General features: G+C 43.9%; 17 protein-coding genes. 5 read left to right on the top strand and 12 right to left on the bottom strand.

Going from position 1 to position 22,901, the window contains the following annotated elements:
* Positions 1-88: 88 nt before the first annotated feature.
* The 3 genes from recA to dnaG form a co-directional block, all read right to left on the bottom strand.
* Positions 89-1,144, bottom strand: a complete 1,056-nt coding sequence (gene recA, locus A7Q09_RS00180; RefSeq protein WP_134389315.1) for a recombinase RecA — start codon at positions 1,142-1,144, stop codon at positions 89-91.
* Positions 1,145-2,245: 1,101 nt separating this feature from the next.
* Positions 2,246-4,120 carry an RNA polymerase sigma factor RpoD gene (gene rpoD, locus A7Q09_RS11180; protein ID WP_134389314.1) on the bottom strand — a complete coding sequence of 625 codons (1,875 nt, stop codon included), beginning with the start codon at positions 4,118-4,120 and terminating at the stop codon, positions 2,246-2,248.
* 55 nt (positions 4,121-4,175) lie between these two features.
* Entirely contained in the window at positions 4,176-5,951 is a 1,776-nt protein-coding gene (gene dnaG, locus A7Q09_RS00170) for a DNA primase (RefSeq protein ID WP_134389313.1), read from the bottom strand.
* Positions 5,952-6,042: 91 nt separating this feature from the next.
* On the opposite strand from dnaG, the gene A7Q09_RS00165 reads away from it, so the two are divergent.
* The 3 genes from A7Q09_RS00165 (at position 6,043) to A7Q09_RS00155 (ending at position 9,165) form a co-directional block, all read left to right on the top strand.
* On the top strand, positions 6,043-7,161 hold the full coding sequence (locus A7Q09_RS00165) for a DUF362 domain-containing protein (protein ID WP_134389312.1): 1,119 nt from the start codon (positions 6,043-6,045) through the stop codon (positions 7,159-7,161).
* Positions 7,162-7,231: 70 nt separating this feature from the next.
* Positions 7,232-8,017, top strand: coding sequence for a nucleoside triphosphate pyrophosphohydrolase (gene mazG, locus A7Q09_RS00160; RefSeq protein ID WP_134389311.1), 786 nt, complete (start codon positions 7,232-7,234; stop codon positions 8,015-8,017).
* Positions 8,018-8,412: 395 nt separating this feature from the next.
* Positions 8,413-9,165, top strand: coding sequence for a M14 family metallocarboxypeptidase (locus tag A7Q09_RS00155; protein ID WP_134389310.1), 753 nt, complete (start codon positions 8,413-8,415; stop codon positions 9,163-9,165).
* A gap of 149 nt (positions 9,166-9,314) precedes the next feature.
* Here the strand turns inward: A7Q09_RS00155 and A7Q09_RS00150 are convergent, their stop codons facing one another.
* The 9 genes from A7Q09_RS00150 to A7Q09_RS00110 all read right to left on the bottom strand — a co-directional run bounded on the left by A7Q09_RS00150 (position 9,315) and on the right by A7Q09_RS00110 (position 21,132).
* Positions 9,315-10,037 (bottom strand): 1-acyl-sn-glycerol-3-phosphate acyltransferase, encoded by a 723-nt coding sequence (locus A7Q09_RS00150; protein ID WP_134389309.1) that lies wholly within the window; start codon positions 10,035-10,037, stop codon positions 9,315-9,317.
* Between the two features lie 64 nt (positions 10,038-10,101).
* A complete protein-coding gene (gene aat / locus A7Q09_RS00145; protein ID WP_134389308.1) occupies positions 10,102-10,764 on the bottom strand; it encodes a leucyl/phenylalanyl-tRNA--protein transferase in 663 nt (220 codons plus the stop codon).
* A gap of 46 nt (positions 10,765-10,810) precedes the next feature.
* Positions 10,811-12,049 carry a CinA family nicotinamide mononucleotide deamidase-related protein gene (locus A7Q09_RS00140; RefSeq protein WP_134389307.1) on the bottom strand — a complete coding sequence of 413 codons (1,239 nt, stop codon included), beginning with the start codon at positions 12,047-12,049 and terminating at the stop codon, positions 10,811-10,813.
* A 30-nt stretch (positions 12,050-12,079) separates the two neighbouring features.
* Positions 12,080-15,100: a preprotein translocase subunit SecA gene (gene secA / locus A7Q09_RS00135; RefSeq protein WP_134389306.1), complete on the bottom strand. Its 3,021-nt coding sequence runs from the start codon at positions 15,098-15,100 to the stop codon at positions 12,080-12,082.
* 116 nt (positions 15,101-15,216) lie between these two features.
* Positions 15,217-16,308, bottom strand: coding sequence for a S1C family serine protease (locus A7Q09_RS00130; RefSeq protein WP_244228417.1), 1,092 nt, complete (start codon positions 16,306-16,308; stop codon positions 15,217-15,219).
* Positions 16,309-16,511: 203 nt separating this feature from the next.
* Positions 16,512-17,594 carry an anthranilate phosphoribosyltransferase gene (trpD, locus tag A7Q09_RS00125; protein ID WP_134389304.1) on the bottom strand — a complete coding sequence of 361 codons (1,083 nt, stop codon included), beginning with the start codon at positions 17,592-17,594 and terminating at the stop codon, positions 16,512-16,514.
* A 6-nt stretch (positions 17,595-17,600) separates the two neighbouring features.
* On the bottom strand, positions 17,601-18,812 hold the full coding sequence (carA, locus tag A7Q09_RS00120; protein ID WP_134389303.1) for a glutamine-hydrolyzing carbamoyl-phosphate synthase small subunit: 1,212 nt from the start codon (positions 18,810-18,812) through the stop codon (positions 17,601-17,603).
* Positions 18,813-18,836: 24 nt separating this feature from the next.
* Entirely contained in the window at positions 18,837-20,156 is a 1,320-nt protein-coding gene (locus A7Q09_RS00115) for a dihydroorotase (protein ID WP_134389302.1), read from the bottom strand.
* A gap of 16 nt (positions 20,157-20,172) precedes the next feature.
* The gene (locus tag A7Q09_RS00110; protein ID WP_134389301.1) at positions 20,173-21,132 is read right to left on the bottom strand and encodes an aspartate carbamoyltransferase catalytic subunit; all 960 of its coding nucleotides are present in this window, start codon (positions 21,130-21,132) and stop codon (positions 20,173-20,175) included.
* Between the two features lie 39 nt (positions 21,133-21,171).
* Between A7Q09_RS00110 and A7Q09_RS00105 the strand changes: the two genes are divergently transcribed.
* A complete protein-coding gene (locus A7Q09_RS00105; RefSeq protein ID WP_134389300.1) occupies positions 21,172-21,720 on the top strand; it encodes a 3-isopropylmalate dehydratase in 549 nt (182 codons plus the stop codon).
* Positions 21,721-21,753: 33 nt separating this feature from the next.
* On the top strand, positions 21,754-22,866 hold the full coding sequence (gene leuB / locus A7Q09_RS00100) for a 3-isopropylmalate dehydrogenase (protein WP_134389299.1): 1,113 nt from the start codon (positions 21,754-21,756) through the stop codon (positions 22,864-22,866).
* Positions 22,867-22,901: the final 35 nt, after the last annotated feature.

The following is a 22,901-nucleotide window of genomic DNA, read 5'->3' as shown; positions in this document are numbered from 1 at the left end:
AAGCGAGCAAGGAAGTCAGAGAAGAGGCCCTCTGGAGGGGAAGCAGTCCGCAGTCGCAGCAGTGGAGCCTGGATGCAAGCTCCGTCTTTTAGGAGGGAGTAGTTGACCTATCCGAGGGGACAGAAGCATCGGCTCCAAAAACTTTTTCCCTGGTTGCCGCTTCCAACTTAGCACACAGAACGGGATCTGATTTCAAGAGATTAACAACAGATTCCCGTCCCTGGCCAAGTTGCGTTCCTTCAAAATAAATCCAAGAGCCTCTTTTTTCGACTATCTGCTCTTCAATAGCTAAATCGATCAACGACCCTTCCCTAGATATACCCTCATTATAGAGAATATCAAATTCACATTCAGTAAATGGAGGGGCAACCTTATTCTTAACGACCTTAAGCTTCGTTCTATTCCCATAAACCGTCCCATCCGGTCCCTTTAATTGAGCCAACTTTCTAATGTCAATTCTGACCGAAGCATAAAACTTTAATGCCTTACCTCCAGGGGTTGTCTCGGGATTACCGAACATCACTCCTATTTTGTCTCTAAGCTGGTTGGTAAAAATGCAAACGGTTTTGGCCTTGCTAATCTGCGCCGTCAGTTTCCTAAGGGCACTACTCATGAGTCTGGCTTGCGCTCCCACCACAGCATCTCCCATTTGACCTTCTATTTCAGCTCTAGGGGTCAAAGCAGCCACTGAATCAATCACAATCACATCCACAGCATTAGAGCGAATGAGCGTTTCAGCGATTGTCAAAGCTTCTTCACCCGAATCAGGCTGAGAAATAAGCAATTCGTTCATGTTCACTCCTAATTTCCGGCAATAATGTGGATCTAGAGCATGTTCGACATCGATAATCACTCCGACTCCTCCCATTTTTTGAGCTTGCGCAATGACCGTTAGGGCAAGTGTTGTTTTACCAGAAGATTCTGGACCATAAATTTCTATGATTCTGCCTCTAGGAAAGCCACCTACGCCAAGAGCCCTATCGATGGCTAAACAACCTGTGGGGATCGTTTCTATCTTAAGCTTTGAGCGATCATCTCCTAATCGTAAGATCGATCCATCTCCAAACTCTTTTGCAATGGATTGAATCGCAAGCTCTAAACTTTTATCTTTAAATGGCGATTTATCCTCAACTCTATTTGCCATAAATCTAATTCTCCTTTATTCTATTATTTTAGCATTTCTCTTCTAGATCGAACAGGATTTTTAGGAAATCAAAAGCACATAAGGAAATTATTCTTTATTTTTACAAACTATGAAGTTCTGCCAGTGGTCAGCTACCCCAGCCCTAAAGGGCGAGGCTTGCGCCTAGCCTTACGGCTGACACGATAGGCTGGCTGACAGCAGCCCGCCGGAAGTGGACATGCCGCCTCCTCCGGCAAGGTATTTCCGAGTAATGTTCCAAGCCGCCTTTAGCTTGGCGTTCAGTTCGAAGCCGCAATTTCGGCACACAAAACCTGATTGTGTTTGGCGATTGTATCAATGGGCATCCCCACAACACGAGCACATTTGTGAGGTGTAGTGTGAGGATCGATGCCAACAACGACACATTCTTTTCCCTCCGCTTTGTACTTTTGACCTATCCTCCTTCAAGCCGACACGGATAGTCTCGTAGGGGATGGGTCTAACCCGTTGGAGCAATCGTCATCAGCCAACAGCGTTGCGCACGACCCCTTCCTTTAGGCATGGGGAGGAGCGGCGCTACTCACGCTTCGCAAAATAGGATAGTATGTGAAGTATGAGGAGGACAATCCGATTGTTTCTACAACCTACAACCAAACAGGCTCAAATCCTCTTGCGCATACTCCCTGAGTACACTGATTGTTTCAACGCTGTCTGCGCTGTTGGCTGACAGAAGCGTTGCAAGAACGGTGTGAAATTGCATCACGAGACGTACTGGAGACTCCGTACGGAGCATCCGGATATGCCTTCCGGGCTTGTGATTTCTGCTAGAGTGTGCGTGCAACGGAGGCTATCAAGTCCGCCTTGAACCGTCTGAATAAAGACCGCAAGGTGAGACGGCCGCATGGGAGTGTCGTACCCATCCGGTACGACGCCAGGACCTAGACCAATTGAGGCTTCTTCAGCGTTCTATCTCTTTTCCTGTCTTTGATCCCAACGGTATCGCTTCAACGTTGGATTTTTGGTAAGCCTCCGCTCCAAATCCTTCATTATCCAGAAGGAAACTGCCTGTTACATCCTTCAAAGCCCATCTTTTTCCTATAAACAATGATTTTCTTAAAAGGCTTAAAAAAGTTGATCGATTTCAAGAAAGCCTTTCAAATGACGTAATCTCGTTGGATGACGCATTTTCCGAAGGGCTTTGGCTTCAATCTGCCGGATCCTTTCCCGTGTTACTCGAAACTGTTTGCCTACCTCCTCAAGGGTTCGAGGATAGCCATCGAGCAACCCAAAGCGTTGTTCGATAACCGTTCTTTCGCGCTCTGCAAGGGTATGGAGCACATCTCTAATCTTTTCTCTCAAAAGAGAATAGCCAGTCATCTCGGAGGGATTTTCAGCAGCTTTATCTTCTATAAAATCTCCAAAGGTCGTATCTTCGCTTTCTCCCACTTGAGCTTGAAGGGAAATGGGATGTTGTGCCATTTTGATGATAGCTCGGATTCTATCCACGCTCATCTGCGTTTCTTCAGCAATTTCTTCAGGGGTAGGTTCTCTTCCAAGCTCCTGAATTAATTGTTTTTGAACGCGCATCAATTTATTGATCGTTTCGATCATGTGCACAGGAATACGAATCGTCCGAGCCTGATCAGCAATACTCCGAGTGATCGCCTGCCGAATCCACCATGTCGCATAAGTCGAAAATTTATAGCCCCTGCGGTATTCAAATTTTTCAACCGCTTTCATAAGGCCCATATTTCCCTCCTGGATTAAATCCAAGAAAGAAAGGCCTCTGTTACTGTATTTTTTGGCTATAGAAATGACTAGTCGCAAGTTCGCTTCAACCATGCAACTTTTCGCCTTTAGAGCCTCGTTAAGCCATTGTTTTAATTCTTCATGCTTATTTTTGAAAAGATCAACTGGCAGATGTATTTGATGTTCTAATTGCTCAAACTTCAAGCTGAGTTGCTTACATTTTTTTTCTTTTGCTTCAGGATCCAATTCACTTTTTTCTAAAGCCTCCTTTTCTTTTTCTAACTTGAGTACTTCTTGATAATAGGATTCGCTGACTTGTACGAAATCCTCGATGACTTTCTGCTTGAAATACAGCTTTTCAAAAATTTTCTCAAGGCAACTCTTAGCTCTTTGGAACTCTTTTTCCAAGTTCTTTCTTTCTTTGGATTTCTCCGCAAGCTTTGCTATCTTTGGATACAATTCTTCTATTTTAGCTATATAAAATTCCAGCCGTTCAATCAGTTCGGGCAACTTCTTCAAATACTCTTCGCGACACTCCACATGTTTATCCTGAATGACCCGATCAAACCTTTCTTTACCCTGACCCAATTTCTTCGCCAATTTTAAATATTCTTTGGCAATAAAATGGAAGCTATGCAAACAACTCTTGACATTTGCTTCAGACTGCTCGATTTTTTTGGAAATTTCCACCTCCTGTTCTCTCGTCAAAAGAGGCACCTGCCCCATCTGCTTCAAATACATTCGAACCGGATCATCGACGATGTCCAATTTCGCTTCTCTTCCTTCGCTTTCCTCTATGTCAGCCACTACCGCCGATTTGGCATTATCCACATCTGAGCTGTCTATAATTTCAATCTCTAGAGTCCTTAAAAAGTCGAGGACGGCATCGATTTCTTCCGGATTGTTAATGCTATCGGAAAGAGCTTCGTTAATATCATCGTAGGTGAGATAAGTCTGTTCCTTGGCTAGTTTAATCAAAGACCGAAGCTTTTCCTGCCTGTCTGGATACTCTTCCCAAATTTTAGCTAGCCTCGAGGCAATCTGACGGTCTTCTAAAACGAGTAGTTTCGTAGAGCATTGTTTGTCAGTCGGACAATTTCCTGGAGAACCATCCTGGCATTTTTCACCCCCCTCCTCCCGTTTGTACCTCCCCTCCGAATCGTGGGAAGGATCAGATGATCCATTATTCATTGAGCAGCATGAAGATAGAGAGACAACATCATTGGTTTTTCTCGATTTCTTTTTCATAGAGAAGAGCTTTTGGAATCAGTCTTTGGACATGTTTTGACAACGAGTAGTTAAATTATAGAAGCTTTTTTCTTAAGTCAACAATCTCCTTTAATTTTGCTGAAATTTCTTCTGAAGATAGTTTTTCGGAAGCGATTTGTAGCCTTATTTTTTCTATTCGGTGCTGACACCATAATGAAGAGAGCCGCTCTTTGAGCATCAAAAAATGTTCTTCTTTAGAATAATCCCCCTGTGGTTCCTGCTGTAGCTCAAACAAAAAAGAAACAACCCTTTCCCTTTCTTCTTGAGAAAGCATTTCCAAAAAATGGGTTGTTCCATTGAGCTCTCTTAGAGCATCCACTCTGTAAAGTTTTGCCAATAGCTCTCCTCCAGGAATCTCCTTCAATGCCTCCTGAGGCAGAGCTTCTTTGAACCGGGGCATATACTCGGGATTTTCGATTAAAAACCAGATCGTTTCTGAAACAGCTGGGCTGATACTGTCTTTTGCCCACCTCTCCTCTTCGACTGCTTCCTGGTTATCCCGTTTAGTAAGTAGCGTCTGTTCAATTTTCTTTTCAAAGGCTTCCACACTGACCCCAATCCGCGCGGCAACTTCTAGACAAGCAACATGCCTGCGTATGGGATCATTGATTTTGACAATGAGTCTAGCCATCTTTTCAGCAATTTTGCTTTTTCCTATAGCAGTCTGTGGGCAATACTCTATAGAAGCCTTATTTAAAACGAAAGAAGGATAAGGCAGAGCGGTGGCAAGGATCTGTTCGAAAGCGGCTCGGCCGCCTTTTGCAATGAGGCTATCTGGGTCCTCGCCACTTGGAAGCTGCGCTACTTTTACTTCAAAACCTTCCTCCAAAAGGATATCCAGTGCTCTGACTGCCGCATCCTCCCCAGCCCTATCCCCATCATAGGCAACTATTACTTCAGAACAAAACCTTTTCAAAAGGGCAGCTTGGTGATCCGTTAAGGCTGTACCTTGCGTGGCAACAGCCGTGGGAAATCCCGAGGCATGCAGTCGGATCAAATCGATATGGCCTTCGCACAAAATCGCTTTGTCAGACTCTACGATCGCTTTTTTTGCCACATTGAGCCCGTAGAGAATTTTCCCTTTCGAAAAAATCAGACTTTCAGGAGAATTCAAATATTTAGGACCCTGATCCGTTCCTATAAGCCTGCCACTGAAACCCACAATTTTTCCAGTTTCATCAGCGATCCTGAAGATGAGTCTCCCACGGAACCGATCATATATTTTTGAATTTTCAGCCCGGACGACAAGACCAGCGGGTTCTAAGAGTTCAAGAAACCCACTTTTCTCTGCAGCCCATCTAAGCAATCCATCCCAGAGGGCTGGGGCATAGCCGAGGCCAAAGGTTTTAGCTGTCTCTAGATCTATCCCCCTTTCTTTCAGATAGGCTCTTCCCACTTCCCCTTCTGGCTCTTCGAGTAGTATTTTGGTCCAATATTCGGCAACAGCTCTGTGGAGATCCCATAACCTTTGCTGAATAGAAAGCTTTTCTGCCTTCTCCGAAGACCGAAAGGAAGAAGGAAAGGCAATTCCCGCTCTTTGGGCTAAATATTTCAATGCCCCTAAAAAGTCGAGCTTTTCATAATACATGATAAAATCAAAAACAGTCCCCCCATACCCACTGCTGAAGCATTTAAAGAGTTGTTTTTGCGGATCAACAAAGAAAGAAGGCGTTTTTTCTTTTTTAAATGGACTAAGGGACTTAAACTTGGAACCGGCTTTTTTTAAGACCACATATTCACTCACGACCTCAACGATGTCATTAGCCCTGCGTACCCTTTCCACAAATTCTTTGAAGCCGATTGTATCCATCGCAAAGTTGGATGATGACCCTATGCTTTCGTGTCAAACTATTTTACGCTATTATGAAGAAAAACCGAATTAAAAATTGGACTTTTCTAAAATGCTTACTTTTTGGGTTTTACTGCTTGAGTTTTGCCTTTTGTTAGCTGCTCTTTGGGCTCAAACGACCGAAAAACACCGTGTTCTTATCGTTGAAAATCCTGCTTCGGTCGTAGGCTATGAAGCTAATTTTTCAATAGTTAAAGCAATGTTTCAATCCGCTCTGAAAACCTACACTCAGAAATCATCAAGCCGAGAGGCCTGGTCAAGCTTTTTTCATGTCAGCTCAAAGGATGTAGTGGGCATAAAGATCAACGCATCAGGAGGGACCGTTATGTCCACAAGAAAAGCGTTGGTCAATGCCATAGCAGAAAGTCTTATGGAAGCAGGGGTTCCTGCCCAGCATATCATCGTTTGGGATAAATACGAAGATGATCTTTATAACGCGAACTATCTACCGCTTACCGAAGATAGCCGCTATCTGGTCAAATCGGTGATTCCCCAAACCGGATTCGATCCAAAGGTTTTTTATGTCAACGAAATTTTAGGCAAACTCATCTGGGGAGATATGCTCTTTCAAGGACTCAAGCCTTCGCCATTTGAAAAGAAAGAGGCTTCGAACTCAGAAGAGAACGTTGCCAAATTGTACGAAAAAGGAGTCCCAGTCAGCAGCCTCGAAAGACGGGTAAGTAACAAATCCTTCTATGCGAAAATTGTCACACAGATCTGCTCAAAAATTATCAACGTGCCTGTGTTTTGTGACAATCCCAACATCGGACTTAATGGTTGTCTTGCTTCGCTTGCTCTAGGAATGGTCGATAATACGCGGCGGTTCCAGGGAGAAGGGGTATGGGGCGATCCAGCCATCGCTGAAATCCTCGATCAACCTATAGTCAGGAAAAAGGTCATCCTCCATGTTATGGATGCATTGATTGCCGGATATGCTGGAGGTCCACAGTTCAGCCCAGAATATGCGGTAGTGACTGGCAGTATCTATTTGAGTACGGATCCTGTTGCTATTGATTCTATCGTGCTTCCGCAAATGGACTCCTGGAGGAGTTCGGCAAGAATTCCTCCACTGAGTCCTTATTCCCATTACATTCAAACGGCTGAAGAATATGGTCTTGGTATAGCGGACAGTAGGAAAATTCAGGTTATCCGCAATTCCTTTTCTCCCTAAAGATAAACTGTTGTTTGAAAGACTTTGCTTTTGTATTATAATGTTGCTTTTCTCTTTTTTTAAGCCACCTATGAATCCATACGACTCTCTGCCCCAAGACCCCTTACTCCGAATCCTTTCTATTATGACCATTTTGAGATCGCCCCAAGGCTGTCCCTGGGATAGGGAACAGACCCACAAGAGTTTGAAAGCAAAACTCATTGAGGAATGTTATGAGCTGATTGAAGCCATTGACTCTGAAGATATGGCATCAATGAAGGAAGAACTTGGAGACATTCTTCTTCATGTCTTTTTCCATGCACAAATAGCTCAAGAAGAGGGAAACTTTTCTTTCTTGGAAGTTTTAGATGCTCTTTGCACCAAGCTAATACGCCGTCATCCTCATGTATTCGGTACCGAATCAGCCACCACTACCGACGAGGTCCATAAGCATTGGGAAAAAATTAAGAAAGTAGAAAAACCGCATAGAGAAAGCTTATTCGACGGTATTCCATCCCTACTGCCACCCCTCCTTAAAGCCATAAAACTCCAATCCAGGGCTTCCAAAATGCATCTGGATTGGACCAGTCCAGAAGGTCCCCTTTTGAAAATGGAAGAAGAACTCCAAGAAATCAAAGACGCCTACAAGGAAAAGGACCTAGAAAAGATCAAAAAAGAAATTGGCGATCTTATTTTTTCAGCAATCAATTTTACAAGATTGCTTGGGATCGATCCAGAAGAAGCTATTAAAGCCTCCTTGTTGACTTTTGAAAAAAGATGTCGGTTTGTCGAAAAAGAACTCAAAGACAAAGCTAATCCAGTTTCCCCTGAAGAACTGGACAAGCTATGGGAAAGAGCCAAAGAGGAATATTCCTAATGGTTTGGTAGAGGATGGAATGGATGCTCTGTCTTTTTCGTTTTCGAATTGATTGTATCTCTAAGGAAGCTAAAATAACAAAAAAAAATAGAAAGTGTGTGCTTCGAGCACAATAGAGCACTATTTCGGAGTAGCTGTAAGCTAGATAGATGCCACAGTTTTTTAGCCACCTAGCTCAATTACTACTGAACCTCCCCATGTCTGAAGCAAGGGGCTTGCGGCGGCCGCATTCGGTCAGCAAACAGGGTGAGCTATCCTCCTTAAAAAAAAGCCAATAGCTTCTGAGGTCTGGCTATAAATCCATAGACTCCATTTCTATTATATATTTTAATGATTATCGAATTGAATAAAAAATTGTTATTAAAGATGTTAGCTCTTCAAAATATTCTCTAGTTATGACAGTACCGTTTCATGATCCACTGTGGGTTCAGAAAAAAATTACAAGCCTAAGCAAGAAACTGGGCTGGAAAAAAAAGCACCTTGCTACCGTTAGCAACTACTCAATCACAGCTCTTTTTTCTTCGGCACCTAGCCCCTCTGCCAAACATGTCTATCTTTCTGCAGGCATCCATGGAGATGAACCAGCTGGTGTTTTAGCTCTTATTGAATGGTTGGAAAATCTTTCATCGGCTTCTTACAATTACCAATTTACTGTGATTCCTCTTATTAATCCCTGGGGACTGAAACATAACAGTCGACTAAACGAGCAGGGAATCGATCTTAACAGGGCTTTTCACAAAGTTGATCTATCCCCTATCAAAGAAATCCGGCGCTTCTTAGAAGATCGCGCCCCTTTTGATTTAGCTTTGATTTTACATGAGGACTACGATGCGCAAGGGGTCTATCTCTATGAAACTCCCGCAAACCTCTGCTTAGGCAAAAAGATCCTAGAGGAAGTTTCGAAGACCTGTGCGATTGATAACCGACCAAAGATTGAAGGGCGGAAACACAATGGGGGGGTCCTCTCTAGACCCGTCAAAAAAAGTTGGTTTGAAAAAAATGGCTATCCAGAAGCCATTTATTTTTATTTTCAATTAGGCTGCAAGAAAATCTACACCATCGAGACCCCCTCCGAATGGGATATTGTCAAAAGAGTTCAGGCGCATCTCTCAGCGATCGACACGGCGCTTTCATTGCTTAACTCTTAGCAACAAACAGTGCCTTCTTGCCTTGGAGCTTCATCCAAGACCAGCATCGATGCAAGCGCTAAGAGAATCTCCAATAGCTAGAGGAAATAAAAGAAAGAGAGAGTACAAGAAGATAGGAGAGAAATCAGAGCCTTAAAGAATTGCTTTTTTCAAAAACGGCGGGGTTTTTCCTTCCACCTTTGCTGAGCTGAGCAAGGCCATTCAAATGGATCGATATTATACTCTTTTACAAGCTGCCAAAAAAGCATAAGGAGATACTCATGGATTCTTTTGGTCAATTCCCCTCTTTTCTCCGAAGCTTCCGGATAAATCAGCTCGCCAAATTTTACGAATATTCTTGGTCTATAAAACCAGGTCTTTGGCTGATAAAGAAGATCAGAGCCGACAATGACCGTAGGCAAGATTGGGCACTGGGACAATTGGCAAAGAACGGCTGGGCTCAACGAAAGTTTCGCTCCCAGCAAAATGGAATTTTTACCATGCCTGATCCCTCTTTCTGGGAATAATCCAACCAATCGACCCGCTTTGAGTCGACTGACTATTGACTTTGCGGCTTTCGGATCCATCCGCTCTCTATCTACTGGAATGACATTCAGGTTCGTCAAAATCTGAGAAAGAACGAGATCATTGAACAGTTTCCCATCGGCTACATAATCGATTGGCCGAGGAGAATTCATGCCTAAGATGATGGGATCAAAATGACTGATATGATTAGAAACAAGCAGACAGCCCCCGCTCAAGGGGATTTTCTCTAGCCCCTGAATATGCATTTTAGAGGATAAAGTTAAAATCCTTTTGCAAATGACACCAGAAAAGAAGAAAAAACCATCTCTAGCATGTTGATTCATAGGAAAGTCAAAAAATCGAAACATTCGACTTTTTGCCTTTTTTGGAGACAATGACAAGAAAAAGTTTTTCCCTAAAATTTTTAGATTTTTAGACGAAGCTAGTCGGAACTTTTAAAGCTTGAGAAAGCCTTTGAAGATACTCACTACGCGGAATATCCACAGCACCCATAAGTCGGGTTACCGGCGTAGCAACCTGTGTATCAAATAGCACAAAACCTCTTTCTCTTAGATGGGCAATGGTGAAAGCTAGAGCCGCTTTCGACGCATCAGTCACCCTATGGAACATCGATTCTCCAGCAAAAAACCCACCAATCGAAACGCCATAGAGGCCTCCCGCTAGCATCCCTTTGTACCAAACTTCCACACTATGCGCATACCCATAGCGATGCAAATCGGTATAGGCTTTTATAAACCGTGGGCTGATCCAGGTATGTTCTCTGCCAGGGGCTGGCTTTGCGCAATTTTGAATCACCTCGCTAAAACATTGGTTGATAGTAAATTGAAATTGCCCTTGCCTTATTTTTTGTGCTAGGCGTCTAGGAGGCTTAAAAGAAGCAATATCGAATATCGCTCTTGGATCAGGAGACCACCAGGTCAATGGGCGATCGGTCCAGGGAAATATACCAGAACGATACCCCGCTAGCAGCCTAGAAATCGATAAATCCCCACCCACTGCGACAAGTCCATCGGGATCGGCTTTCGCTACATCTGGAAATTGTATCCGAAAAATATTTAGAATGACAGCTGCCACGGTTATAAAATTAACAAAAAATAGATTAATGCAACATTTAATTTTCTTAACATTTAGGCAAATTTTTGTCGAGAATAGATCGTCTTAATAGATCTATACCAAATTGGGATACAAGTCGTTTAAAAGTTAGTCTATCGGAAGGGAAAAATCGTTCATAGGATTTTATCGGTTTTCCTTTTCTCCCGATGGCCAACCAAACAAGCCCCACAGGCTTTTCTGGAGTGCCACCTTGAGGTCCAGCAATGCCAGTGACAGCAAGGGATATATCTGCACCACTTGCTTCCAAAGCACCCAATGCCATAGCTTCTGCGACTTCCCTGCTAACGGCACCAACCGAAGAAAAGAGATGGCTGTTGACTTTCAATTGAGAGATTTTCGCTTCGTTCGAATAGGTCACCCAGCCATAGGTAAAGACGGCTGAGCTTCCAGGCACGTCGGTAAGCCTGTTGCTTATCAAGCCTCCCGTGCAGGATTCAGCGGTAGCAATTTTCAAATTCCTTGCCGCAGCACTTTTAATAACGACCTCTTCGAGCGTTTGGTCTTCTAGAGTATACAAATCATCGCCGAAGGCTTCGATCAGAAGCTGAGCGATCTTCTCTATAGCATCGGGGTCTTTGAAAAGCAATCTTAGAGAGACTTCTCCGGGGCTTTCACAATACCCTATTTCCTCTATACCCGCCAACTTCAATTTCGATTCTATTTTTTCCTGTATGACCGATTCGGGTACTCCGATGATTCGGCAAACTAATCGGGTGGTTTTTTCAGAATGAAAATGGGCTTTCCACCAGGGAATGACGCTTTTTTTCCACATCGGTTCGAGTTCCCTTGGCGGTCCTGGAAGCAAGATCAAGTAATGGCCTTCTTTTTCAATGATAGCTCCACAAGCCGTACCATAAGGATTTTCCAAAATAAGAGAGTTTTCAGGGAAAAATGACTGTTTTTGTACTGCCCATTCAGGAGCTTGAATCCCTTGGGCTTCATAGAGGGATTGCACCTTTTTCGAAACTTCTGGATAAAAAACCAAGGGAAGATTAAGGGCTGCTGCCGCTGCCTCCCTTGTCAAATCATCCGATGTTGGTCCTAAGCCCCCTGTAACAATCGTAACGGTGGAACGAGCAAAAGAAGTTTTAATCACTTCTTTTAGCTCCTCCTCATCCCCCACGGTCTGTTGTAAAGCAATTTTTCTATCAAGGAAAAAGAGTTGATTGGCTAGAAATTCTAGATGCGTATTGGGCTTATATCCCAATAGGATTTCCGTCCCCGTATTGATCAATTCAATTCTCATCAAAAGTAACTATTCTGGGCTCATCGAAGCTCATTTCTTAGCCTCTCGATGCCCTTCTTCTGAATAGGGATATTCCATAGCTATCTTTAAACAGCATTTGGCTCCTTGGGCACCACAACAATTTTTAAATTTTTTCCTTGGATCCAATGGACAGGGGTCATTCCTTCCCATTTTTGGCCCAGCTCTTCTTATAGGCAAGCTTACTTTCGCTGCCTTTTTTTCTTCTCCCCCCTCTTCTTCCTCTTCGTGGGCAACAGGAGAAACTGCCGCCGGCAGCTGATCGGTATGCTCGCTGCGCGTTAAAGAAGAAAGAAATTGTTCAAAAGCGACAACACTAGAAGCCGATCTGAATAGATTATGGACTATTTCTTTTTTGATTCGATCCATAAGATCCTCAAAAAGAAGATAAGCTTCCTGTTTGTATTCAATCAAAGGATCTTTCTGCCCATAGGCTCTTAATCCAATGCTGCCTCGAAGGCCGTCCATTGAGTAGAGATGCTCCTGCCACAGCTTGTCAATAGCCGAAAGGACAATGTATCTTTCCAGAGAAATCAACTCATCACTCTTCTCAAATTTAATCTTTAATTCATAAGCTTTCCTGACCTTATCTAAAAGATAGTCGCTTAGCTCTTTCTCAGTCCCCAACTTTTCGATTTCTTCCGGCCTCACCACAACCGGGAACATCTGATTGACCCAATGGGCAAGCCCCACAAAATCTGGACGCTCTCCACTACTAATCCGGTTTTTGACCTCCTTTTCGATCACTTCCTGAACCGCTGAAAAAATTTCTTCTCGGGGATTATCCGTTTCAAGGATTTCATTGCGGTACCCATAAACCACTTCTCTTTGCAGATTCAGCACGTCATCATACTGCAGGGTGTGTTTGCGAATCATGTAATTTCTTTGTTCTACCCTTTTCTGAGCAGCCGCTACTGCTTTAGTCAGCCATGGATGCTCTAATTCCTCATCCTCCTTCATTCCCATACTAGTCAAAAGAGAAGCAATTTTCCTAGAATCCCCAAAATTCCGCATCAGATCATCTTCTAGAGAAATATAAAATTTTGAGATCCCTGGATCCCCTTGTCTGGCGCATCGACCTCGCAACTGGAGATCGATCCGCCTAGCCTCATGCCTTTCTGTTCCCAAAACATAGAGTCCCCCCAGCTCCGCAACCCCTTCACCTAGCTTAATGTCCGTGCCTCTTCCTGCCATATTCGTCGCAATCGTCACCGCTCCCCGTAAGCCCGCACGCGCAATAATTTCAGCTTCCTGTTGATGATGTTTGGCATTGAGAACGTTATGCGGTATGTTTTCTCTTTTTAGCATTCGACTCAACAGTTCGGAAGCTTCAACGGAAATCGTGCCTACCAGCACAGGTTGTCCCTTAGCATGCAGTTCTTTTATCTTCTGGACTATATTTTGGTACTTCGCCCGGCGCGTCTTAAAAATGGTATCTTCATAATCTATTCTACGGCAGGGTTTGTTCGTCGGAATAACCACCACATCTAGCTTATATATATCATGAAACTCATTGGCCTCTGTCTCAGCGGTGCCTGTCATTCCAGCCAGTTTCTTATAAAGCCTAAAATAATTTTGTATGGTTATGGTCGCCAAGGTCTGCGTTTCTCGATCAATTTGCACCCCTTCTTTGGCTTCTATGGCCTGATGCAACCCCTCGCTCCATCGTCTTCCAGGCATAAGCCTCCCTGTAAACTCATCGACAATGACAACTTTATTGTCCTGAATCACGTAATGGACATCCTTTTCATACAGGCAGTAGGCTCTTAGCAACTGGGAAACGCAATGGATCCTTTCGGTTGCTTCTTCATATTTTTGTTGGGCTTGTAACCGAATTTTTTCTTTCTGCTGAATATCCAATCCAGGATTTTTGTCTAACTGATCGAAGAGAGCAGCTAGATCTGGAGGAGCAAAATAATCGGGATCGGTTGGATTTAAAAACTTTCTTCCCCTTTCACTGATGTCTACCTCGTTGTTTTTCTCATCAATAGAAAAAAGGAGTTCTTCTTTTATGGCATATAACTCAGTTCTACGCGAATCCTGGTAAAGAGAAAGCTCGGCATCATCCATATACCTTCTAATCTCTGGGTCTTCCAAGAATTTCATTAGTTGTTTATTCCTGGGCATACCCAGCTTTATTTTGAAGAGAAGTCGACCGATTTTTTCTTTATTGGCTGCCTTATCCTTAAGCAACCCTTGGACGTCCTCGGCCATGCGTGCGCATTCGATCACTTGTTGCTGAACAAGCCGGCTGACTTGAGGTTTGTAGCGACTATATTCCTGAGTAGCTCCAACGGTGGCAGGACCAGAAATGATCAATGGCGTACGGGCTTCATCAATGAGGATACTGTCCACTTCATCGATAATCGCATAAAAATGACCTCTTTGAACTTTCTCCTCTTTTTGCGTCACGATGCTGTTATCCCTAAGATAATCAAAGCCAAACTCACTGTTGGTCCCATAGGTAACATCACAGGCGTACTGCGCTCTGCGTTCCTCATAAGACTGTCCTTGTTGGAGGCAGCCCACCGTTAGATTCAAAAACCGATAAATCTCCCCCATCCATTCACTGTCTCTAGCTGCCAAATAATCATTGACGGTTACCACATGCACCCCTTGACCAAGCAATGCATTTAAATAAACAGGCAGAGTGGCAACCAAAGTTTTCCCTTCGCCGGTGGCCATTTCAGCAATCTTGCCCATATGCAGGACAATGCCCCCTAAAAGCTGGACATCAAAAGGGACCATGTCCCAAACCACTGGATGACCGCGAACAATGATCACTTTGCCGCTTTCCTTAAACCTGCGGCAGACATGTTTTACCACAGCAAAAGCTTCGGGAAGTAGATCATCAAGGCTTTCCCCTTCGTTCAGCCGTTTTTTAAATTCAAAAGTCTTATTGGACAGCGCCTCATCAGAAAGGGAAAAAAGATCCTTTTCTAGCTCGTTGATTCTATGGACAATAGGCCAAAGCCTACTTAGCTCTCTTTCGTTTTTTGAGCCAAATACCTTTTGCAGCAATTGCTTTATCATATCACTTCTTTCTATTCCAATCTTGAATAGAGAAAAAACTCTTTTTTTATTTTATGTGTAAAATAATCTAGAAAAAAATACACGCTTTTCTCTTCGTTAGCTAATAGCAAAAAATCTTATCTAGAAAATACTTGCACCGTAGAGGTTTGACTGAGGAAAAACCCTTGGCTTTCCCGAACCACCATAATAGTCATTAATACTCCTTCACCACTTTTAATATCCTTGAGCAGCATAGGATAGGACTCCAATTCATCGACTCTACGGTTGCCAATTGCTAGAAGGATCATTCCAGATTTGATTCCCGCTTTGGCTGCAGGGCTATTGGGTTCTACATCAGAAATGAGCAAACCCATTCCCTCCTGCACATGGAAAGCTTCTGCTAACTCCCTGTTTATCTCTTGGACATGCAACCCAAATTTCTTAGCTAATATTTGCTCAATTGTTACTGTTTTTTGAGAGGGGGTTCCGTTTTTTATTTCGGACAATGCCTCTTGATAAAAAATATTCACTTTTTTAGCAGGAATAGCAAATCCTATCCCTTCTATCGCTTCTCCAGCAAACTTAGCAGAACTGATACCCACAAACTTACCTGAAATATCCACAATCGGACCGCCACTATTGCCGGGATTGATCGCGGCATCCGTTTGTAGGAGTCCCTCGATCCTACCCTCATCGGTTTCAATCGTCCGGTCCATCGCGCTGAGGATTCCTTTGGAAACACTATTCTGATAGCCCACTGGATTGCCCAGAACGATAACCGTTTGACCAAGCAGCGTGGGGGAGCTACTCTGAATATCAAGAAAAGGAAGGGCAGTTTTAGATTCGATTTTTAAAAGAGCTAGATCCACAGCAGGATCAATGATTAACACTTTGCCTTCCACAGCGGATTTTTTTTCGTTTAGAGTCACTTGGACTTTGCGCTCGATGGACCTTTCCACTACATGCGCACAGGTAATGATGTAGCCTTCGGCACTGACCAAAACACCAGAGCCCAAACTCTTGACTCTTTCCTTATAGCTATAATACCTGCCAAAGAAAAGATCAAAAGGATCCTGTACTCTTTTCTGTATGATTCTTTCTGAGCTGATATTGACTACGGCAGGCATCACCTTTTGCACCACAAGCACCGTGGGTTCATCTTCGGCCCGATAAGGGATTTTGTTTTGGGACCATCCGGAACTAAGAAAGAAAAAAAAGCAGAGGCCCAAAACAAGCTTTCCTTTCTGCTGCCGCCCTAAGCAAGCATAGGAAGAAAAAAGCGTCCTAGACAAGCGTTGAGAATCAAAGGGGAAAAAATTCATCGGAGTTCTTCCTGTTTTACATTCTGAGGCTTTGCCACAAGCTAAAAGAAAAGATAGGCTCTTTTTTTAAGATTCTCGATAAAAAATTCACTCCTTCTTCTTTGAATATTTTAAGAAGAAGAAGAGGCTCTCTGCCACACAAGGGCAAAATGCCTTGCTTCTTGCAATTTTCTATAGACTTTGCCTGAATCGATCGCTTCCTCAATAGCCTCTAGAGCATCTTCCACTTTTCTTTTCCATCCCCACTGTAAGAGGCCTACCAGACAATTTGCTACCACCAGTCCTCTGGCATACCCTTTTAGGGTTGCTCTGAAAATCGCTTCGATTTTTTGGGCACTTTCTAGAGGAGAATGCACCAGTGCTTCGGCCATCGATCCACAAGCATACCCCTTTTTGAGAGCATGTTTTTTCAGCAAAGGCCGTATTGCTTCTAAAGCTATGCCTGCGGCTTTCCCTAATCCTTCGACACCTAGTTCTCCTAAAGGATTCGATTGCTCATCTAGCCCGTATACGATGGCCCGCTGTTCTATTCCCATAGCTTCAAGGGCCGCGTCAAAAAGATCCACATGCTCTTCTCTAAACACGCCGACTACCTGTACCATTGGTCGAGCAGGATTCATTAATGGCCCAAGGAAATGGAAAACGGTCTGTATCTTTTTTTCGCCCAGCTTCTTCCTTAAAGGAGCTAATTGCATAAAGCTAGGATGATAATCGGGCGCATAAACAAAAGCAAAACCTATCTCCCTCATTGACCGATCTACCCCATCTGGAGAAAGCCTATAGGCTATCCCCAGCTTTTCCAGAACGTCCGCACTGCCTGAGATTTTTGTTATCCCCTTATTCCCATGCTTGATTACCGGTACTCCCAGAGAAGCCAGGACAAAAACCATAGCAGTGGAAACATTGAATAGCGACAATCCCCCTCCTCCCGATCCACAACAATCAAAAAGGGGGAGACTATCCCATTGCTTTTGAAAGGATAATCTAAGACTCTTTTCTAAAAAGACCCTAGCAAAGGCAACCAATTCTTTGGGCCGCATCCCACGACGCGCCATGCAAACCAAAAACTGCTCTTTTTCTGAATCAGGTATAGATGGATTCAACAGCCACGCTACTGCTTCTTGAACTTGCCCTTCATCCAACTCCCTACCAGCGTTAATTTCTAGAGAAAGGGCATGCAACTGCCATTTCATCGTGTTTTATCCTACCTGATAAATTTTACTTGCCCGGACTTTATTGAAAAAAACTTCAAAATAGCCTAACGCATCATGCGGTCCTGGAGCAGCTTCTGGATGATACTGCACAGAAAAAATGGGCTTAGTCTTATGCACCATCCCTTCAATGGTTCCATCGTTGAGGTTGATTTCACTAATTTTCAAGCAATCAGGAATCGATTCGGCACAAACCGCATACCCATGATTCTGAGAAGTAATCTTGATGGTCGAATCAAAGAGATTTTTTACCGGATGATTTGCTCCTCGATGCCCAAAGCGCAGCTTGAAGGTTCTCGCTCCCAAAGCAATAGCTATGAGTTGATGCCCTAGGCAAATACCAAAAACAGGCCTGGCTCCTAAAAGCGGTTTTATTTCTGCATGCAACCTTTCGAAAAACGCAGGATCTCCGGGACCGTTAGAGAGAAAAATAGCGTCAGGATCACTTTCTAAAATACGTTTTGCAGACGCATAGGCTGGGAATACGTGCAGATCAAAACCTTTTCTGCGAAGATAGCGTAAAGTAGAGAACTTGACGCCAAAATCCATGACCGCTAACCGATAAATGGGTGGAGCCAGCCGTGTGAGCCGCTGATTCCATTTTTCGATCAACTCCTTTTTATGGGCATCCCAACCATCTGCCCCCTTCATCTCTTCAATGATCGGTTTCAACGCTTCTATTTCATCCCACCGGTAGGGCACTGGTGTCGTTACCTGAGCTATAAAATCGACTTTGGAATAGTCCCAATTTTGGGTTAATGCTACCGCCTCCGTCCTTTCCATGTCTTCTGTTGTCAAGACCGCTCGCAATACCCCAGCTTCCCGTATGTGCAGCGTCAGTCGCCTCGTATCGACTCCTTGGATCCCAATTACTCCCTTCTGTTTTAAAAATTCAGGCAGCGAACAGAAAGCTCTCCAACTACTAGGTATCGGAGAAAGAGAACGGATGATTAAACCGGCTACTTGAATATCCCTGGACTGATGGTCGAAAGGACAAAGTCCATAATTACCGATTTCTGGATAGGTCAGGCACACAATCTGGCCTCGATAGGAAGGATCCGTCAGTATTTCCTGATAGCCTGTCATCGAAGTATTAAAACAGATCTCTCCAATGACCGTGCCTTCCGCTCCAAAAGATTCACCAGCGAACACCCTACCATCTTCAAGGACTAAGAATGCCTTCTTTTTATGTTTTTTCATCTCTATTGGTTAAAGCTATTTTTTTTACACCATTTTTTGTTCCTCCACTAGCCTTTTTTCCCTCCATACAATCTTGCCATCAATCATGGTCAACACAACCTTTCCTTTTAGATTCATTCCTTCAAATGGTGTATTCTTGCCTTTGGAAAAAAAGGCCTTAGAGTCGACTTGCCAGGAAGCGTTGAGGTCTAGCAGAATAAGGTCCGCAGGCGATCCATATCGTAGGGAGGGAGGCTCTAGTCCAAGGACTCGACTGGGACCTACGGTTAACTTAGCAAACAAATCCACCAGTTCCATTTTTTTCGAGTAATAGAGCTCCTTGAGACAAACTGCCACTAGCGTTTCTAAACCAACGACTCCAAAGGGCGCTTTTTCAAACTCCACCTCTTTTTCGAAACGAGCATGAGGGGCATGATCCGAAGCAATGACTTCCACAGTACCATCAACTAGAGCCTCTATCAAGGCTTCTCGATCTTTTTGCGTCCGCAAGGGAGGGTTCATTTTAAAGCGGGGATCATACTCTTTGAGGGCAGATTCGGTTAAGGCAATATGATGCGGACAAACTTCAGCGCTTACGGGAAGCCCCCTTTTTTTAGCATCCCTCAAGAGCCGAATGGATCCTTCTGTAGTTAAATGCTGCAAATGAATTTTCGCCCCGGTTTTTTCGCAAAGAAGGATATCACGGCTAACGATCAGCTCTTCAGCAATACTGGGCCAACCAGGCAACCCCAAAAGCGTACTCCATAGCCCTTCGTTCATTACCCCTCCATCCGATAGAGCCGTATCCTCGCAATGATCCAGAATGGGCACTCCTAAAACAGATGCATATTCCATTGCCCGGCGCATTATTCGGGCATTCTGAACGCAGCTGCCATCATCTGTCAACGCAATAGCTCCAGCCTGAATAAGAGATTGAAAGGGAGCCAGTTTTTCTCCCAACCGATCCTCAGTGAGACATCCTGTAGGATAGACTTTTACTAGCGCTTCCTTCTCCACTTTTTTACGGATCCAAGCGATCGTATCGGGATGATCGGCTGGTGGAATAGTATTGGGCATAGCCACCACAGTCGTTATGCCGCCTGCGGCAGCAGCCATCGTGGCCGTTCTAATCGTTTCTTTTCTAGATTCGCCGGGCTCCCGCAAATGCACATGCATATCGGTCAACCCAGGCAGAATGATAAGGCCCTGAGCGTCTATTTTGGTCCAAGGAAAATCTTTGGGATAGTTGGCAGGATCTACAATTTTACCCTCTGCTACATAAAGATCAGCTGGCTCCTCGTCACGCCTTAGGAGCGGATCAATGAGCCGGCCGGCCGATATAAAAAAAGCCTCCTCAGTTTTCATTGTCTACCAAGCTAGTTTATGGCCGATTCTCAAAGTAGCTACCAAGCAGGTAGAACACAGCCATTCGGATGGCTAAACCATTTTCTACCTGCTTTAGAATGGCTGAATTGGGCGAATCAGCCAGTTCGCTTTCCATTTCTACCCCTCTTTCCACCGGACCTGGATGCATAATGAGAACATCTTTTTTGCACTTTTTCATTCTTTCTGTAGTCAAGCTATAAGAGGCAATGTATTCGCTTATGGAGGGGAAAAGATCTTTTCTTTGTCTTTCATGCTGAAGCCGGAGCAGAATGATGCAATCAGCAAAAGGCAAGGACTCATCCAGATTGTAGCTGATCTCTGCTCCAAAATCTTTGAAATAGCTAGGCAGGAGGGTGATAGGCCCGACAAATTTTACCTTTGCCCCATACTTCGAAAGAGCCCAAAACGTCGAACGGGCCACTCGACTATGCAGAATATCCCCAACGATTAATACCTTAAGCCCACGGACGGTCCCAAAATGCTCTTCAATAGTCATCAAATCAAGAAGCCCCTGCGTTGGATGTTCATGGGCACCATCCCCTCCATTAATGACCGAAATGTTAAGGAGTTTTGCCAGAAAGGCAGCAGAGCCTGCCGCTGGATGGCGAATGATGAGAAAATCGATCCCCAAGGCTTCGAGATTCTTAGCCGTATCCTTCAAGGATTCACCTTTTTGAATAGAACTGGTTTTGTAGTCAATCGATAAAAAAGAAATGCCCAGTTTTTTAGCCGCAATTTCAAAGGAAACCCGTGTGCGGGTACTTGGTTCAACCATCAAAGCCAAGGCAGTGCGTCTTTTTAAAAAAGGAAGAGGAAGGTTTTCCTTGAGAATTGTCTTAAACTCTTTGGCCGCAAGCAAAATGGCCTCGATTTCAGAAAAATCTAGTGTTTCTAAAGCAACTAAATCTTTTCTTTTCCACTTTCTTTTTATTGCATCAAGTTTTAAGTTTTGCATTGATCTAGAGAAAAATATAGAAAGAAGCAAAAGAAGAAAATGACAAAAAGAATTTTTGGTAAAGCTTACGTTGTGGGGGATAATATCGATACCGATCAAATTATTCCAGCACAATATCTTATGTATGTCCCAACGGTTCCTGAAGAACTCGAAAAATTGGGCAGTTATGCCCTTTGCGGATTGCCTGAATCTCTCTATCCCCTTCGGTTTGTTGAAGCAGGTAAAACCAAGACGGAATATCCCATTATTATTGCAGGAAAAAACTTCGGCTGTGGTTCATCTCGAGAGCATGCTCCCATTGCTCTAGCTGCTGCTGGCTGTCGAGTGGTCATTGCCAAAAGCTATGCAAGAATTTTCTTTCGCAACTGTATTGCCACAGGGGTTCTTTTTCCTTATGAGATCGGAGAGAGATTTCCAGAAAAAATAGAGATTGGCCAAGAACTGGTCGTTGACCTAGAAACGGAGACTCTGTTGGTGGCAGATCATGCTTATCCCTTAAAGCCTCTTGGGGATGCCAAAGAGGTCATCGAAGCTGGTGGAATATTTAACTATGCAAAAAAAACGGGGATGATTCCAGCTGGCTCTTAATTTTCTATTGAGTCTCATTTTAGTTTTTCCTTTATGAAAACTTATCGTGTCGCTGTTCTTGCTGGAGATGGTATAGGTCCAGAATTGGTGCGAGTCACTATTCCAATTTTACGATTAGCTTCCTATCTGTACGGTTTTGAACTCATTTTTGAAGAAGCCTTAGTGGGAGGAACGGCTATAGAAGCAACGGGTAAAGCCCTGCCTCCAGAAACTCTGGAAATCTGCAAGCGGGCACAAGCCATTTTTTTTGGTGCAGTAGGAGGAAAACAATGGGAAAGTCTGCCGCCAGAAAAACAACCTGAGAGGGCTGCCTTGCTTCCCTTACGAAAAACTTTTTCGCTTTTTGCCAACCTTAGGCCAATTACCTGTTATCCAGAAATCATCGACGCTTCTCCCCTTAAACCCGAAATAGCTTCTGGGGTAGACCTGCTTATCGTAAGAGAACTGACAGGGGGCATTTATTTTGGTCAGCCCAAAGGAAGGGTTTTAACGGAGCAAGGGGAAAGAGCGATCGATACGCTTCTTTATGATAGCTCTGAAATTGAAAGAGTGGCCACAGTCGCCTTCGAAATAGCTTTGCGGAGAAAAAAGAGTTTGACCCTTATTGACAAAGCTAATGTTCTGGAATCGAGTTTGTTATGGAGAAAGACTGTCAAGGAAATTGCCAAAAACTATCCTGAGGTCGACTTGAAGTTTATGTACGTAGACAATGCGGCCATGCAGCTTGTATTAAAACCCACGCAGTTCGATGTCCTTCTTTGCGAAAATCTTTTTGGAGACATCCTCAGTGATGAGGCGGCGGGCATTGCTGGAAGCCTTGGGCTTTTAGCCAGTGCTTCCATTGGTGCCACCAAATTCGGCTTATACGAGCCTGCCGGAGGATCCGCTCCTGACATTGCTGGCAAAGGAATAGCTAATCCTATTTCACAGATTTTGTCCGCGGCGTTGATGTTGGAATATAGTTTCCAGGAAGAAGAAGCTGCCCAGGCTATAAAAGATGCCGTAAGAGAGGTTCTAAAAGATGGGTATCGAACGATGGATATTGCTAAAGGCTCTGCTGCCTATTGTACGACTGAAGAGTTCGCTCAAAAAGTGGCTCAGAAGCTTGAAGTAAATTTCAAGAAGAAAAAACAGCAAGAGAGCTAAAGAAAAAAATCTTAAAATGCAGTTCTTTTTATAAT

It is taken from the genome of Methylacidiphilum sp. Yel, from assembly GCF_004421185.1.
Taxonomy (GTDB): Bacteria; Verrucomicrobiota; Verrucomicrobiia; order Methylacidiphilales; family Methylacidiphilaceae; genus Methylacidiphilum.
This window is presented reverse-complemented; position numbering and strand designations above follow the sequence as displayed.